This window comes from Halalkalibacterium ligniniphilum (assembly GCF_000334155.1).
Lineage (GTDB): Bacteria > Bacillota > Bacilli > Bacillales > Bacillaceae_D > Halalkalibacterium > Halalkalibacterium ligniniphilum.
This window is the reverse complement of sequence record NZ_ANNK01000162.1, coordinates 1-16,204: the sequence shown is the minus strand read 5'-3', so window position 1 is coordinate 16,204 and position 16,204 is coordinate 1. Positions and strand designations below refer to the sequence as shown.

The 16,204-nt window shown below is 39.9% G+C and carries 15 protein-coding genes and 1 pseudogene; 15 read left to right on the top strand and 1 reads right to left on the bottom strand.

The genetic code is table 11. The features are described 5' to 3' along the window. From BLT_RS0119675 to BLT_RS0119640, 8 genes are all read left to right on the top strand, one after another. The gene (locus tag BLT_RS0119675) at positions 1-966 is read left to right on the top strand and encodes a cyclodeaminase (RefSeq protein WP_017729416.1); all 966 of its coding nucleotides are present in this window, start codon (positions 1-3) and stop codon (positions 964-966) included. 48 nt (positions 967-1,014) lie between these two features. Further along, positions 1,015-2,223, top strand: a complete 1,209-nt coding sequence (locus BLT_RS0119670) for a cystathionine gamma-synthase family protein (protein WP_017729415.1) — start codon at positions 1,015-1,017, stop codon at positions 2,221-2,223. 47 nt (positions 2,224-2,270) lie between these two features. Beyond that, complete coding sequence (locus tag BLT_RS0119665; RefSeq protein ID WP_017729414.1) at positions 2,271-3,521, top strand: M20 metallopeptidase family protein; 1,251 nt, start codon at positions 2,271-2,273, stop codon at positions 3,519-3,521. Then, on the top strand, positions 3,511-4,593 hold the full coding sequence (locus tag BLT_RS0119660; RefSeq protein WP_017729413.1) for a homoserine dehydrogenase: 1,083 nt from the start codon (positions 3,511-3,513) through the stop codon (positions 4,591-4,593). The genes BLT_RS0119665 and BLT_RS0119660 overlap by 11 nt, the downstream gene beginning before the upstream one ends. Before the next feature lie 56 nt (positions 4,594-4,649). Further along, positions 4,650-6,095: an aldehyde dehydrogenase family protein gene (locus tag BLT_RS0119655; RefSeq protein ID WP_017729412.1), complete on the top strand. Its 1,446-nt coding sequence runs from the start codon at positions 4,650-4,652 to the stop codon at positions 6,093-6,095. 431 nt (positions 6,096-6,526) lie between these two features. After that, positions 6,527-7,351, top strand: a complete 825-nt coding sequence (locus BLT_RS22480; RefSeq protein WP_017729411.1) for a methyl-accepting chemotaxis protein — start codon at positions 6,527-6,529, stop codon at positions 7,349-7,351. A 152-nt stretch (positions 7,352-7,503) separates the two neighbouring features. Then, positions 7,504-9,246, top strand: a complete 1,743-nt coding sequence (locus tag BLT_RS22475) for a sigma 54-interacting transcriptional regulator (protein ID WP_017729410.1) — start codon at positions 7,504-7,506, stop codon at positions 9,244-9,246. 196 nt (positions 9,247-9,442) lie between these two features. Then, a complete protein-coding gene (locus BLT_RS0119640; protein ID WP_017729409.1) occupies positions 9,443-10,342 on the top strand; it encodes a R2-like ligand-binding oxidase in 900 nt (299 codons plus the stop codon). A gap of 148 nt (positions 10,343-10,490) precedes the next feature. On the opposite strand, the pseudogene BLT_RS24625 reads toward BLT_RS0119640, so the two are convergent. After that, a pseudogene (locus BLT_RS24625) lies at positions 10,491-10,679 on the bottom strand (5-methyltetrahydropteroyltriglutamate--homocysteine S-methyltransferase); the annotation flags it as partial. A 315-nt stretch (positions 10,680-10,994) separates the two neighbouring features. Between BLT_RS24625 and cynS the strand changes: the two are divergent. The 7 genes from cynS to BLT_RS0119600 all read left to right on the top strand — a co-directional run bounded on the left by cynS (position 10,995) and on the right by BLT_RS0119600 (position 16,075). Further along, positions 10,995-11,438, top strand: a complete 444-nt coding sequence (gene cynS / locus BLT_RS0119630; protein ID WP_017729407.1) for a cyanase — start codon at positions 10,995-10,997, stop codon at positions 11,436-11,438. A 40-nt stretch (positions 11,439-11,478) separates the two neighbouring features. Beyond that, positions 11,479-12,873 (top strand): CmpA/NrtA family ABC transporter substrate-binding protein, encoded by a 1,395-nt coding sequence (locus BLT_RS22470; protein ID WP_017729406.1) that lies wholly within the window; start codon positions 11,479-11,481, stop codon positions 12,871-12,873. A gap of 22 nt (positions 12,874-12,895) precedes the next feature. Further along, on the top strand, positions 12,896-13,756 hold the full coding sequence (ntrB, locus tag BLT_RS0119620; protein WP_017729405.1) for a nitrate ABC transporter permease: 861 nt from the start codon (positions 12,896-12,898) through the stop codon (positions 13,754-13,756). After that, positions 13,746-14,531: an ABC transporter ATP-binding protein gene (locus tag BLT_RS0119615; protein ID WP_017729404.1), complete on the top strand. Its 786-nt coding sequence runs from the start codon at positions 13,746-13,748 to the stop codon at positions 14,529-14,531. The genes ntrB and BLT_RS0119615 overlap by 11 nt, the downstream gene beginning before the upstream one ends. Positions 14,532-14,572: 41 nt before the next feature. Further along, positions 14,573-14,773, top strand: a complete 201-nt coding sequence (gene tatA / locus BLT_RS0119610) for a twin-arginine translocase TatA/TatE family subunit (RefSeq protein WP_017729403.1) — start codon at positions 14,573-14,575, stop codon at positions 14,771-14,773. Between the two features lie 28 nt (positions 14,774-14,801). Then, positions 14,802-15,515 (top strand): twin-arginine translocase subunit TatC, encoded by a 714-nt coding sequence (gene tatC, locus BLT_RS0119605; protein WP_017729402.1) that lies wholly within the window; start codon positions 14,802-14,804, stop codon positions 15,513-15,515. Between the two features lie 86 nt (positions 15,516-15,601). Further along, positions 15,602-16,075, top strand: a complete 474-nt coding sequence (locus BLT_RS0119600) for a DinB family protein (RefSeq protein ID WP_017729400.1) — start codon at positions 15,602-15,604, stop codon at positions 16,073-16,075. The last annotated feature ends 129 nt before the right edge of the window (positions 16,076-16,204 follow it).

Genomic DNA, 16,204 nt, shown 5'->3' with positions numbered 1-16,204 from the left:
ATGAAAATATTCACGGAAAATGAGATCAAACAGTTTGTTGAAGTGAATCTTGAATCAATTGAAGCGGTGGAAAAGGGCTTTTACGAATTTGGAAAAGGGAACACTGTGACGCCTCCCATTTTACGTGTAGATGTTGAAGAGCATCATGGCGAAGTGGATGTCAAAACGGCTTATGTAAAAGGCTACAACATGTTTTGCATTAAAGTGTCATCTGGTTTTTTTAACAATGCGAGTCTTGGTCTTCCATCGGGGAGCGGAATGATGCTGTTAATTAGCGCCAAAACAGGAGTCCCTCAAGCGATTTTTCTAGACAATGGCTATTTAACCGATGTGAGAACGGCTGCTGCAGGAGCGATTGCGGCAAAGTATTTAGCAAAAGAAACGGTGAAAAATGTTGTCGTGATTGGCGCAGGGACTCAGGCTGAGCACCAGCTCACGGCCTTGAGTAAGGTCCGCTCCATTGAACAGGTTCATATTTACTCAAGAAAGATTGAAAATTCAAAAAGGTTAGCAGAGAAGATAAACAAAACGTTAGGGATCGAACCATTTCCAGTCGAGTCATTAAAGGAATCGGTTGCGCTGGCTGATGTGATAATTACTGCAACTCCTTCAAGAGAGCCGGTTTTAAAAGGTGAATGGTTAAAAAAAGGGACTCATGTAACGGCAATGGGATCAGATGCTGAACATAAAAGAGAGCTAGATCTCGAAGTGCTAAAAAAAGCAAGCCTTGTCGTTTGCGATGTGAAAGAGCAAGCTTTTCGCTTAGGGGAACTCCATCATGCTAAAAGTCTTTCAAAGGAATCGGTTGTGGAACTTGGGGAGCTTGTTGTACAAAAACAAAACGGTCGAGCGAATGATGAGGAAATAACAGTTTGTGACTTAACAGGAACTGGTGTCCAAGATACGATGATTGCGTTATACGCCTATCAAAAGCTTACGGAGGCAGGACTTGGTACAACGGTTTAAGATCATTAAGTGAAAAATTTTGGGAGATTAAGGTAGGGGGAATCGAACATGACAAAAAATTTTGAGCAGGCAAAAATCGATACAAAGTCCGTTTGGGCAGGAGAGAAGGATTATTTAGTCCATGGAGCAACACAGGTTCCTGTCATTCCAAGTGTGGCTTTTGGCTATGATGACATGGATGAGTGGTATGATGTTGCGATTGGGAAAAAGAAAGGCCATATTTATGGTCGAAACACAAATCCAACGGTGCAAGCATTTGAAGATAAGCTAAAAATCCTTGAAGGTGCTGAGGCTGTAACAAGCTTTTCCACAGGGATGGCGGCTATTAGCAACACGCTCTATACCTTCCTAGTACCTGGCGATCGCATTGTATCTATTAAAGATACGTACGGTGGAACAAATAAAATTTTTACAGAGTTTCTTCCACGTATGGGTGTAGAAGTGGAGTTATGTGAAACAGGGAGCCATGAAGCAATTGCAGAAGCGGTTCAAAAAGGTTGCAAAATTTTATATTTAGAAACACCAACAAACCCAACTGTAAAAATAACGGATATTGAAAAAATGGCAAAAGTGGGAAAGGATCTTGGGGCGCTTGTAATTGTCGATAATACATTCGCCACGCCAATTAACCAAAACCCTCTACAGCTAGGTGTTGATTTAGTTATTCATAGTGCGACGAAGTTTTTAGGCGGACACGCAGATGCATTAGGTGGCGTCGTATGCGGAAAAGATCCTGAGCTGATCGAGAAAATTTACCACTACCGTGAAATCAATGGGGCAACGATGGATCCTTGGGCTGCGTATCTCATTTTAAGAGGCATGAAAACCCTCCATTTACGGATTGAGCGTCAAGCAAGCAATGCAATGAAGCTGGCAAACTACCTTCAAACAGAAGAAATGGTGGAAGCTGTCTTTTATCCAGGCTTAGAGACCCACCCAAATCATGACATTGCGAAAAAACAAATGCGTGGATTTGGCGGTATGCTTAGCTTTGCTGTAAAAGGCGGAGTTGATACGGTACGTGAGTTATTACCAAAGCTACAATTTGCGCACAGAGCAGCCAATTTAGGTGCGGTTGAAACAACGGTTGGACCGGCAAGAACGACAAGCCATGTGGAATGTACACCAGAAGAACGGGCTGCCATGGGCATTCCTGAAGGATTAATCCGCGTGTCTTGTGGCATCGAGGACGGAGAAGACATCATTTCAGACTTCAAGCAAGCATTCGCAAGCTTGCGTACAGCGGTACGTTCATAATAAGTGCTTGAAATCGACAACATTGTTGTGGTAGGTGAACACAAGAAATGGAAGAACACTTTATCAAACAAAAAGCAGAAGCATTGTCACAACAATTAATTGAATGGCGCCGACATTTGCATGCAAATCCAGAACTAAGCTTTCAAGAGATCAAAACAGCCGAATTCCTCGCAAGCAAGCTAAGTGAAATAGAAGGAATGCAGGTGGAGGTAGGTATAGGGAAAACAGGAGTTGTCGGTACCTTGTCCGCAGGGGAAGGACCAACGATTGCCATTAGAGCCGATATTGATGCACTGCCAATCACTGAGGAAAATGAAGTGGACTATTGTTCAAAAAACGAAGGGGTTATGCATGCTTGTGGTCATGATGCCCATCCTACCATTGGATTGGGTGTAGCAACCTTAGTTGCAGATTTAATGAAACAACAAGTGATGACAAAAGGAACGGTGAAATTTATTTTTCAGCCTGCAGAAGAAAGCACGGATGAAAAAGGACTTTCAGGTGCACCTTATATGATTTTGGATGGGGTGCTTGAAGGAGTCGATGCGGTTTTAGCGTTGCACATGTGTCCATGGCTGCCAGTAGGTGGCATACAAGTCAATAACGGTTATAGCATGGCAAATGTCGATGTGTTTCAAGCGAAAATTACAGGAACGGGAGGACATGGCGCTTATCCACAATTGGGAACCGACCCGATTTGGATGCTTGGGCTTGTCCTCCAAGCCATACACGGCATTGTGGCAAGAAAGGTTTCTCCGTTAGAGCCGACTGTGATCAGCATCGGACAAGTTCATGCAGGTACGGCGAGCAACATTATCCCAACTGAAGTCGTAATTAAAGGGACGATGCGCAGCTATTCGAACCAAAACCGTGAACATATTGCAGCAGAGCTTGAACGAGCGATTTCGATTGTCGATAATCTTGGCGGCAGCTATGAGCTGACGATCACGAAAGGAGAGCCCTCGTTAAAAAACGACCCAATCGTGAACGGTTGGATTCTTCATACAGTTAAAGATCTGTATCCGTCCTTCGAAATTGTCCATGAACCATTTGGTTTGGGTGGAGAGGATTTTGGCTATATGAGTCAGATCGTCCCAAGTGCGATGTTTTTTCTTGGTTGTGCGCTGTCGGACGGTATCAAGCGAGATCTTCATACACCAACGTTTAATCTTGATGAACGTTGCCTTCCGATCGGTGTAGCGATTCTTACAGAAACCGTTCGCCGTTATGTACAAGGTGAAGTTAAGCTTTTACGAGACACAACGATGAATTGGAGGGAAAGAATCCTTGAGCCATAAGCTTGCATTATTAGGGTTTGGAACTGTTGGGCAAGGGCTTGCAGAAATTTTAGTTAAAAAAGAACATGAACTTATGGAACAGGTTCATTTTAAAGGGGAAATTGTCGCCATCTCCGATATGATGAAAGGTTCATTGTATCATCCAGAAGGGTTAAATATCGAAAAAGCACTGGAAATTGTAAACGAAACAGGGAAGCTGGATGCCTACCCTGATACACCTGGATTGATTCGAGGCTTAGATAGTTTTCAAACGATCACTGAAACCAATGCTCAGACGATTGTGGAAGTGACCTTTACCGATGTGAAAACCGGACAGCCGGCGATTGATCATTGCAAGACTGCCTTTCAAGCAGGTAAAAATGTGGTCATGAGCAATAAAGGGCCGGTAGCATTAGCTTACGAAGAGCTATCAACATTAGCAGCGAAAAACGGAGTGAGCTGGGGATTTGAAGGGACGGTGATGAGTGGAACACCAGCTCTGAGAATGCCTCTTGCAACTCTTGCAGGAAATGAAATCTTTGAGATCAGCGGAATTTTAAATGGAACGACAAATTTTATTCTTTCAAAAATGGAGCAGGGCTCTTCTTACGAGGAAGCTTTGCAGGAAGCACAACAACGAGGCTATGCAGAAGCGGACCCTACAAGTGATGTTGAAGGGTATGACGCACGCTATAAAATCGTGATTTTGGCTAATCTTTTAATGAGTGCAAAGATAAAAGTAGAGGATGTTTTATGTAACGGTATTACCGGTTTGACTCGTGTAGAAATGGAGGAAGCGAAGAAGGAAGGTTACCGCTGGAAGCTCATTGCCAGAGCGAAAAAAGTCAAAGGCAATGTTGTGGCAACGGTCAAGCTAGAAAAGCTTAAGCAATCAGATCCCCTTGCCTCCATCGAAGGGGCCATAAATGCAGTCACATATGAATGTGATTTAGCCGGTCCAATAACCCTTTGCGGACCTGGTGCAGGAAAAATCGAAACGGGCTATTCCTTATTAATTGATTTGATTAACATTGAACGCGGTTACCTAGCAGTGTCAGAGAAAAAAGGGTCAATCAGGCTTTCAAATAATTAAATAAAAGAAATTATCGAAGGAGTTGAAAGAATCTAATCGAAAGGTGGTCATGAAGCATGATTAATATGGAAACGGTAGGAATGAGTATGTTTTTAGCAGGGCAATGGGTAAAGCGTCATGAAGTGATTGACGTGCGGAATCCTCAAGATCATTCGCTTATTACGACTGTGCCTTCTGCAACCGAAGAAGATATGCTATATGCCATTGACCAGGCAAAGGCTGGGTTTAAAATAGCTTCGAAAATGCCTGTTCATGAACGGATCGCGATTTTAAATAAAGCGGCTGATTATATTGAAGCTCGTCTTGAAGATTATGCCACCATTATTGCAAAAGAAGGCAGCAAAACGATACGGGAAGCGCGAAAAGAGGCAGGTAGATGTGTACAGACTCTTCGTATTAGTGCCGAAGAAGCAAGAAGAATAACAGGAGAAACGATTTCCTTTGATCAATCTCCTGGAAGTGAAAATCGTCAGGGCTACTATTATCGTTTTCCGATAGGTGTCATTGGTGCAATAACCCCCTTTAATGACCCATTAAACCTTGTTGCTCATAAAGTTGGTCCTGCGATTGCTTCAGGGAATGCAATCATTGTTAAGCCAGCTACTGTTACACCGTTAAGTGCATTGAAGCTTGCTGAAGCATTCGACGCAGCTGGGCTACCACCATCGATTTTATCGGTTGTGACCGGACATGGATCAGCAATTGGAGATACGCTCGTCACGCATCCAAGTGTACGTATGATTTCATTTACAGGTGGATTAGAAGCAGGCTTAAGCATTTCCAGAAAAGCTGGCTTGAAAAAATTAAGCATGGAATTAGGGGCCAATTCACCGGTGATTGTGTTGAAGGATGCAAATGTAAATGAAGCAGTGGAAGCAAATGTTTCTGGAGCATTTTGGGCAGCGGGTCAAAATTGTTTAGGAGTGCAACGTATTTACATTGAGAAAGAGATCTATGAGGAATTTTCCAATCGATTTGTAACGAAGACCATGAATTATCGCGTAGGTGACAAGCTAGCTGAAGACACTGATATGGGGCCGCTTATTTCTGAAAAAGAAGCTATAAGGATCGAGACTTGGGTCAAAGAAGCCCTTTCTGCAGGCGCTAAGTTACGGTGCGGAGGGAAACGTGACGGCGCTTATTATGAGCCGACCGTTTTAACAGATGTTCCTGACGATTGTACGATTGCAAATGAGGAGATATTTGGTCCAGTTGTCCTTCTTTATCCCGTTTCTTCTCTGGATGAAGCAATTGAAAAAGCAAACGAAAAGAACTTTGGACTTCAAGCAGGTATTTTCACAAATAACCTCCAGCATGCATTTCAAGCAAGTCAAGAGCTTGACGTAGGTGGAGTGATGATTAATGATAGCAGTGACTACCGGATTGACGGTATGCCATTTGGAGGTGTTAAAGCATCAGGACTTGGAAGAGAAGGGATTCAGTTTGCCATACACGAAATGACCGATCCGAAAGTCGTGTGCTTTAAGTTGAACAAAATGTAACAATGCTAAACCACCTATTATTTTGGGTGGTTTTTTGTGTGAGAGCTTAAATATAATGCTAAGTACCCCTATAAATGTGCATGAATAAAAAAGGGAACTGTAAAAATATCACTCACCACAACCATTTAAAAATAATAGAAAGATTCAAATAAATATTTAAACACAGATGATGACAAGGTATCGTATATTTAAATGAAGAAAATAAAAATTTAAATAAGACGGGTCAAAATTAGAAGTATTGGGAAAGGGAGTGCGTTTTATTTTGGACCTACAGTAGTCATAAATCAGCACAATAATATGACAGCGCTTTTAAAATGAACTTTGGCGCGTGGTAAGCTTGTACATAACTAAGGAAAAGCTGTAATTAAGACTGGTAGTTTTTTATCATTTATATAAAATAAGGTCGTTTTTAATGAAAGGGGTTATATAGCGTGTCTACAAAATTACAAACATTAATTGATTGGCTCCCAATTATTAAAGAAACCTATCCTGAAGATGCTTGTCTTTGTGTGATCGACACGGAAGAAGTCCTTGCTTTTCTACCTGGAGAAATTATCAATTTAAAAGTGAAAGTCGGTACAAAAATAAGTGAGCTGAAAGGGACGATTATCTACGAAGCGTTAATACAAGAGCAGAGAGTCCGAGGTGAAGTGGGTCCAGAAAAATATGGGGTCGCCTATATTTCCACTGGGACACCAATCTATGAGAATGGTAAAGTTATTGGAGCGTTTTCTGCAATTATTTCAAATCAAAAAATGGACGCTTTTCGTCAAGGTGCACAAAACCTTACAGCGGTTGTAGAAGAAATGACGGCAACGACCGAAGAAGCGAAGGTCGTTACACAAAATACACATGAACGTCTACAAAAACTCTCTCAAGAATCAGAAAAGGTAAGAGGAGAAATTTTAAAGGTCCAAGAAGTGCTCAACTCGATCAATATGATGTCCGTACAATCAAATATTTTAGGGATTAATGCTTCGATTGAAGCAGCAAGAGCGGGTGAGCTTGGAAAAGGATTTTCCGTTGTGGCTAAAGAGATTCAAAAAATGTCTACAGGTAGCAAGGAAGCGACAGCTAACATCCAAAAGCAGCTAGATCTAGTGAAAAGGGATATTGAGTATATGAATGAATGGATCCAAGAAGTATCCAAAAATACAGAAGCTCATGCAGAGAGCATGAATGAGTTTCATTCTGCCTTTTCGCAAATTTCAGAGACGACCGCGATGCTGCATGAACAAATTGCTCTTAAGCATTAATAAAATGATCTGAATGTACTAGAAGTCCTGTACGCCGAAAAAGGTGATACGGGATTTTTTGTCACGATTCATTGACGCGATTTAAATGAGAGGGGAAATGCTAGAAACGGGCCAAGCTGTCAGCAAAAGTAATCAGTTAAAGGAGAGGTGTCATGAGAATCACTGATTTTATAGAAGCTCATGTTCCTAAATTGCAGATAACAGAAAAAATGACGGAGGCAATACAAATACTAGAAAGATCGAAATTGTATTCTCTCCCAGTTGTAGATAACGATAGGTTTATTGGAATGTTTGATAAAAAATGTACGGATCATCCTGCTAACCATCTTCAGGAGGTCGTTCGCACAGACATTGAAGCGATTGTCAGTGATACTACGATCCAAGAAATCCCTTATCTTCATTACCCTGTGCTCCCGGTAACTGATCGTTCAGGCAAGTATATTGGTTGTATTTACTCAAATTTAGTCATCCAAAAGCTTTTAGAACAACAACAATTATTATCCTCGATTATTGAAAATTCAAACGATGGAATCCTTGTTATCAATAAACACGGTATGATTGAGTTAACGAATGAAGCGTTTGTTAAATTAAGTGGGATTTCGAAAGAGCAATACTTAGGGAAAAACATTCGAGAAATTATTAAGATGGGGATATTTAAAAAATCATCGGTTACCTTACGGGCATTGAAAGAGGAACGCCTCCTCTCTGATTTCCAAAAGCTTCAGAACGGCATTGATGTTTTGGTTAAAGCAACACCGATGTTTGATGAAGATCACCGTTTAGTTCGTGTATTAGCGAATATCCATGATATAACAGAGCTGATTCAATCCAAAAAAGAATTAGAAAAAACTCAAATATTATCTGAAAAATATCAGCGGAAAATTCAAGAGTTAATCGAAGGAACGAACCATGCAGGAACGGTTATTGTTAGCACGCAAATGAAGGAAATTATGCATCTAGTCGAACAAATTGCAGATACAGATTCAACAGTATTTATTAGTGGTGAATCAGGCGCGGGAAAAGAAATTATATCGAGAGAAATTCATTACAAAAGCAAAAGGGCAAAGGAGGCTTTTATTAAGGTCAATTGTGGAGCGATCCCGCCGGAATTGTTAGAATCAGAACTTTTCGGTCATGAAGCTGGAGCGTTTACTGGAGCAAAGAAAGGTGGAAAACCGGGATTATTTGAATTAGCCGATAAAGGCACACTTTTTTTAGATGAGATAGGGGAACTCCCTTTTCATATGCAGGCAAAGCTCTTGCGCTTTTTACAAGACCGCATCCTAACCCGTGTTGGTGGTATACGTGAAGTGGAAGTCGATGTCCGTATTATTACTGCAACCAATCGTGATGTAGAAAAAATGGTCGTAAAGGGGGAGTTTCGTGAAGATTTATACTATCGCTTAAATGTGATTCCGATTCATCTGCCGCCTTTGCGAGAGCGCAAGGAAGAAATTATTCCTTTGACGATTCATTTTTTAAATAAATTTAATCAAAAATATGATAAGAAAAAATATATTTCTACACCAGCTTTGGATTTATTACAACATTACTCATGGAAGGGGAATATTCGAGAGCTTTCTAATTTAATCGAAAGGTTAGTTTTGACGGTAAGGAGTGATGAAATTTATTTAGAGAACTTACCGAAAAACATTTTAGAGGAAAATCATAAAATGAAAGAAACTCAAAACAAAGAAAAATCCTTATCGATTGAAAAAGAAGACGCTTCCTCTGGAAATCTTTTCGAGGCAATGGAGAAAAAATTAATTCTTACGTATTTAGAAGAGCAAGGCAGTATCCGAAGGGCAGCGAAAGCACTTGGTGTTTCCCATACAACATTAATGAGAAAGATGAAAAAACATGAGATGAGCTTTGCTATTCGTGTGAAGAAATAAAAATCCCAATCACTTAACAGGATTATGATTATTTCTGTTTACATACGATGACAATGTGGAACTGCAGCCGTTCCGCTGGAATGACATACGTTCCGATTAAGGTCTTTATCAACCATTTACCCTCTTTATGAACTGGATAATTGTTGGCACGATTCTTGCAATATATTCAGTGAAACCATTTTGGGAGGGATATTAAATGAGTAAAATTTCAGAAGAAAGAGTAAATTATGAAAAAGTCGACCGAGAGTTAGAAAGAATACAAGATTTAAATCAAGTCGATCACAGAGAGGCAGATGAGCTTGCCATGTCTCTATATCGGATGGCGATTCGTTTTGGTACATGGGACCCTTATGAAATTGACCTCACCGAAGACAAAAAGCATTTTCAAGAAATGGATGAACAGAAAAGAAATTACCTGATTCATTTTTGCAATGGATTTTATGACGCAGAGGAAAATGTTGCCATTCAATTTTGTCCATGGATTATGGTCGCACCAACCACCTGGCAGCAAGCATTTTTAAGTACACAGCTCGTCGAGGAGTTTAAGCATACAGAGTTTTTCAAAAGATATTTCGAAGAGGTTTTCGAGATGGATCGTCAACCAAAATCGGTGAAAAACTATGTTCATGAAAGCTTAAGCGAACGAGGCCGGCAATTGATTCAAGCGATCGATGAAGGTCCTGTAGCGAGAGAGGCAGCAATGGTAGAAGGAATGGCACAATACCAAGGAATTATAGAAGGTGTTCAAGCAATGGTTGGCTATGATGTGTTTGAAGCCGTTTGGGGACAGTATGGTTTATTACCTGGCTTACAAGAAGGATTTAAAAACATTAAGCGTGATGAAGGACGTCATGTAGGCTTTGGTCTTCGTTCCTTAAAACGTTTTGCTAAAAAGCCAGAACATGCAGACCGGATCAAAAAGGTATATGAAGAGTTCCTGCCAGGCATGCTGCAACGTTACGATCAACAAATTATTGTGAATGGAAAAGAAATTGATACACCAAAAGAGGTGCAAGGAAAAGAAAGAATTGAAAAAATGATCGAACGTAGAATTAAAGATATTTTAGGTAAGGATGTAGAGCTGCAGCTTAGTTAATCAATAAAAATAAAGGAAAGAAGTAATGAGCATCGCCTTAAAAAGGGGGAAGCAGTTACTTCTTTTTTTTTTGGATATAGATATCTTAGCTTACGTCGTTTATCATGAGATTCTTTACACTTATCCTATTAACGATTTTTTCACACAACCACGCACGTCGGAACTCTCCATCTGTGATTGCCTGCAAACCTACTTCTTTTTGTTTTTCAACAATGCGGGTAATTTCTTCGTCTTCGATTTTCCGCAAGGCTTATGCTGTCATTTCTCCTGTTGCTTTTTGTACTCTCGCATCTTTAATTCGCTGTGTTCTTAATAAACTACCTAACTGGTCTGCTCGATGGTTTTTTGATCATTTTTTCTCTCCCATATGCGTGATATTTCGCTTTATTGTTAATTTAAATCAAATAAAATAAAATATTCTGATATTAATAGCCGGATTGTCTAATGTTGACGGGGAAGAGTCAGCTCATTTTTTCAAACAAAATCGTATGGCGCATCGATCGCTATCTAAACGTATTTAATATTTTATGTGGGAAAATTCTGAAAATTATGTAACGTAATCTCACAAAATTCAACATGATTTTTTTTGGACGCCCTATAATGAGCAGTAACAATAAACTATTACTTCTAGCAAAGGAAAGGGGTCATTACATTGGTTACTGAAAAAATCACAGAAACAATCTTAGCTGCAAAAAAGGAAAAAGCTTTGACATTCGAAGACATTGGTCAAAAGCTTGGACGAGACAAAACCTGGGCAGCTGCGGCGATTATGGGACAGGCATCGATGAGCAAAGAAGAGGCAGAGATTCTTGGAGACATGCTTGGGCTAGACGACACGATTATAAGTGCTTTACAAGACTATAAATTCAAGGGATCTTTAGATACAAGCGTGCCTGTTGATCCGCTTATTTATCGATTTCATGAAATCAATCAAGTCTATGGGACAACGTTAAAAGCAGTCATTCAAGAAATGTTTGGTGACGGCATTATGAGTGCGATTGATTTCAAGATGGATATTCAAAAGAAAGAAGATCCGAATGGAGATAGAGTCATTGTGACGTTCGACGGGAAGTTCTTGCCTTATAAAAAATGGTGATATACATCCACGTCTATTAAAACAGCAAAGGTGGAGAATCATGAAAGAAAAAAATGTAGAACACGAGCATGATCATAATCATGATTGCTCTTTACACGGATGTAATCATGAGCATCAATATATCGATGAGCCAATCAAAAATGCGAATCAGCTAAATCAATATCGTACAGACTTAAAAGATCTTGGAATTATGAATGCAATGAAGTATAGTCGTCCCGTTACAAGAAGAAGCTTTGTGAAAACAGCTGCTTTAGGAATAGGTGTGCTTGCCAGTAGTGGATTGCTATCAACATTGACGGGGTGTTTCTCTGAGCCCTCTTCATCAAGTGGGTCGTCGATTACCCTTGCCGATGTTGAAAAGCCGCAATTAAAAATAGGATTTGTTCCCATTACTTGTGCTACCCCAATTATTATGGCAGATCCGATGGGCTTTTATGAAAAGCATGGTCTAGAAGTTACGATTCAAAAGTACGGTGGCTGGGCTGATATCCGTGATGCATTTATTACAGGAGAAATTGATGCGGCTCATTTATTGTCACCAATGACCATTTCAATGTCCCTAGGACTAGGTTCTGCAACCGTACCGACACGGTTAGCGGCAATTGAAAACATCAATGGTCAGGCTATTACCTTAGCAAACAAACATAAGGATACGGTTAAAGAAATCTCAGACTTAAAAGGAATGGCATTTGGCGTACCATTTGATTATTCGATTCACAATTTACTTTTACGTCATTATTTATCTGAAGGAGGCTTAGACCCAGATAATGATGTCGACATTCGGATTACACGTCCACCTGATATGGTTGCCAACCTTGCGTCTGGAAACTTAGATGGGTATTTGGGACCTGAGCCATTTAATCAACGGGCTGTTCATGAAGGCTTTGGCTATATTTTTGCCTTAACCAAAGATCTTTGGGCAAATCATCCATGCTGTGCATTTGGTGTAAAACAAGAATTTATTGACCAATATCCAAAAACCTATCATGCACTTCTTAGCTCGATTGTGGATGCGACAAATTACAGCAGCGAGTCAGCAAATCGAGCGGATATTGCAACGGCGATCTCACCAAATCAATATTTAAATCAACCAGAAGAAGTTGTAAAACAAGTGCTTACTGGAAAGTTCCCTGATGGATTAGGGAATACGTTAAATGACCCGACTCGAGTAGACTTTGATCCTTATCCATGGAAAAGCTTTGCTGCGTGGATTTTAACACAAATGATCCGTTGGGATTATATTACACCGGCGCAAGCTGAGGGTCTCGATATTAAAAAGGTAGCCGATGAAATTTTCTTGACAGAAGATGTGAGAAATATTGCGAATGAATTAGGCATTTCTGCACCGACAGATGAATACAAAATTGAACAAATTATGGGCAAAGATTTTAATGCGGAAGATATGAATAATTTGAGAGAATGGATGATTCGATAATATGTTGGGAGGAAAATGAAACATGCAAACAAGTAGTACAAAAAAACCAAATGTATTGTCACCGTCAGCCAATCTACAAGAAAAGATGGAAACGAGTAAACGTGAGCTTTCCGTTAACGCAAAAGCATTTTTAGTGTTTTTAGCAATATTAGGTGTTGCCCTTCTCGTGTGGGAATCCTTTGTTCGATTGGGCATTGCATCAACGCTTGTACCAGCACCTTCTCAAGTTGTCGTTCGTGGAGTGGAGTTGTTAAGCAACCCTTTTTATAACATGGGTGTCAATGATGTTGGGATTGGCATACAGCTTTTGTCAAGTTTGCAAAGGGTTGTCGTAGGGTTTGCGATTGCTGCCATTGTTGCCGTTCCCCTTGGTTTTTTAATTGGTACATCAGAGGTTGCATCAAAGGCAATTGACCCATTTATTCAAATCTTAAAACCTGTTTCTCCATTAGCATGGCTTCCAATTGGCTTAGCGGTTTTACAAGATTCACAAAGTACCGCGATTTTTGTTATCTTTATCTGTTGTATTTGGCCGATCCTTGTGAATACGATTTTTGGTGTGAGAACGATTCCAAAGACGTATCTAAATGTAGCCAAAACGCTTGAAACGAAGAAGGGAATGTTTGTAAGAAAGGTATTGCTACCTGCTTCGTTACCGAACATCGTTACAGGGTTAAGAATTAGCTTAGGGGTAGCCTGGTTAGTTATTATTGCCGCCGAGATGCTCATTGGTGGTAGAGGAATTGGTTATTTTGTTTGGAATGAATGGAACAACCTTGATATTTCTAGCATTATTGTTGCCATTATTCTGATTGGTTTGATTGGAACAGCTCTCGATAGAATTTTAGCGTATGTTGAAAGGAGAGTTAGCTATGAAAACTAATGGCTTTGTAGAGATCGCTCGTGTGAAAAAAACGTTTAAGACAAGGGGTAAAGTTTTTGAAGCGTTGGATGAAATCAATTTACAATTTAACGAAGGTGAGTTTATTTCATTAATTGGCCCAAGTGGTTGTGGGAAGAGCACGCTATTAAATATGATTGCAGGTATTGAGTCGTGCGAAGTTGGAACGATTAAATTAGATGGCCAGGTCATTAAAAAACCAGGTGTGGAACGAGGAATGGTGTTCCAAAACCACGCATTGTTCCCGTGGATGACTGTCTATGAAAACATTATGTTTGCCCTTGATTGTGTAAAAGAAGGAGCAACAAAAGAAGAAAAAGATGAGATTGCAATGAAGTATTTAGAGCTTGTTAAGCTGACGGGGGCAAAGGATAAAAAGCCAAGGGAAATTTCAGGTGGCATGAAGCAACGGGTTGGGATTGCCCGTGCGTTCGTTAATAACCCGAAGGTGCTACTTCTTGATGAACCGTTTGGAGCGCTTGATGCTCTGACACGTGGGAGCCTACAAGATGAGCTCGAACGGATTTGGGAAGAAGAGCAAAAAACGGTTGTGATGGTCACACATGATGTTGAAGAGGCCATTTTATTGTCTGATCGTATTGTTGTGATGAGCCACGGACCTAAAGCAAATATCCGTGCTGTCATTAGCGTTGACATTCCAAGACCGAGACAAAAATCGGACATTATGGATAATCAAGAATTTATCAAATTAAGAAAGCAACTAACCAATATGCTATCTCAAGAATCGATTGCCTAAAAACGATAATGAACGGTTGTCTACAGAAAGGTGTGTAGTGAATGAGCAATATTGGAATTCCAGGGTTAATTTTAATTTTAATCATCGCACTTGTCATTTTCGGACCGAAGAAGTTACCTGAAATCGGGAATGCTTTTGGTCGAACACTATCGGAATTTAAAAAAGGAACGAAAGAATTAACAGGGAATTTTGAAGATGATTTTAAAGAGGATGATCAGAAAAAATCGCTTAGTAGAGACTAGCTTTTAGCGATGTTAAGGAGAGGGGAAAATGGAGAAAACGTTATCGATGCCAGTTATTGACCATCTAGAAGAACTAAGAAAAAGAATCATTCTTTCTGGTGCTTCGTTTGTTTTCTTTTTTCTAGTATCCTTTATTTTTGTTAATGATATTTATCAATTTTTAATAAAGGATATTGAACAGAAGCTAACGATATTAAGCCCAGGGGATGTGCTTTGGGCTTACATGTCGATTGCGGCAATATCGGCAGTAACCTTTTCATTACCTGTCATCGGCTATCAGGTGTGGAAGTATCTCTCTCCAGCTTTAAGCCCGGAGGAAAGAGCCTCAACCATTATCTACATTCCATTTTTCTTACTTCTCTTTTTATTAGGTTTAAGTTTTGGATTTTTTGTTCTCTTTCCAGTCGTAATGGATTTTCTATTAGCCATCTCAAGTGAGCAATTTGAAACGATGTTTACGGTTGACCGTTATTTTCGTTTTATGTTTTATATGACGGTACCATTGGCCTTTCTTTTTCAATTACCAGCCATTATATTATTTTTGACAAGACTAGGGATCATTAATCCGAACCAACTGGTCAAAGCAAGAAAGTACGCTTATTTTGTTTTAATTGTCCTCTCGGTATTAATCACTCCTGCAGACTTTCTGTCGGATCTAATGGTGATGATCCCGTTACTTATGCTCTATGAGCTTAGTGTAACACTGTCAAGATTTGTTTACAGGAAAAATAAGGAGAAGTAAAATAAAGATAGCCATTGTGATCTCAATGTCACATGGCTATCTTTTTGGCAAATAACGAGAAAGCTTTTAACAAGGGAGAGTGAACAATGAGTTATTTAATCAATCAATTAACGTTTGTTCGCAACAACACCGTAAAGGCAGTAAAGGGGACGAGTGAGGAGCTTGCGGACATTGTCCCTACTGGATTTAATAACAGCTTAAGATGGAATCTAGGGCATATTTATCTCGTGCATGAAAGGTTTGCCTTTTCTTTTATTGAAGAAGATAGTCAGCTTTCAGAGGACTTTGTCAAATGGTTTAGCCCCGGAACAAAGCCGGCGGACTGGGATTCTGCGCCGCCGAATGTGGAAACGTTAGTAACGATGCTCGAAGAACAAATTGAGCGTATTGAACGCCTATTAAGTGAACGCTTAGAAGAAAAGGTGAAAGAACCTTATACAACCTCCTCTGGACTTAGATTAAGCTCAGTTGAAGAATTTCTTAGCTTTTGCTTATATCATGAAGGCATGCATTTTGATGCAATTAAAACGATTAAACGCTTAGTGAAGGTTGAAGGATAGTCGAAAAAAACAAATGAAAAAAAGGCCGGGACAAAAGAGTTTTTATTGATGAGAAATTTGAACGTCATGATCGTTTCTGAATAGCAATCGCTTCGGAAATATATTTCGCTTTCCGCGGGCGGCTGGTGA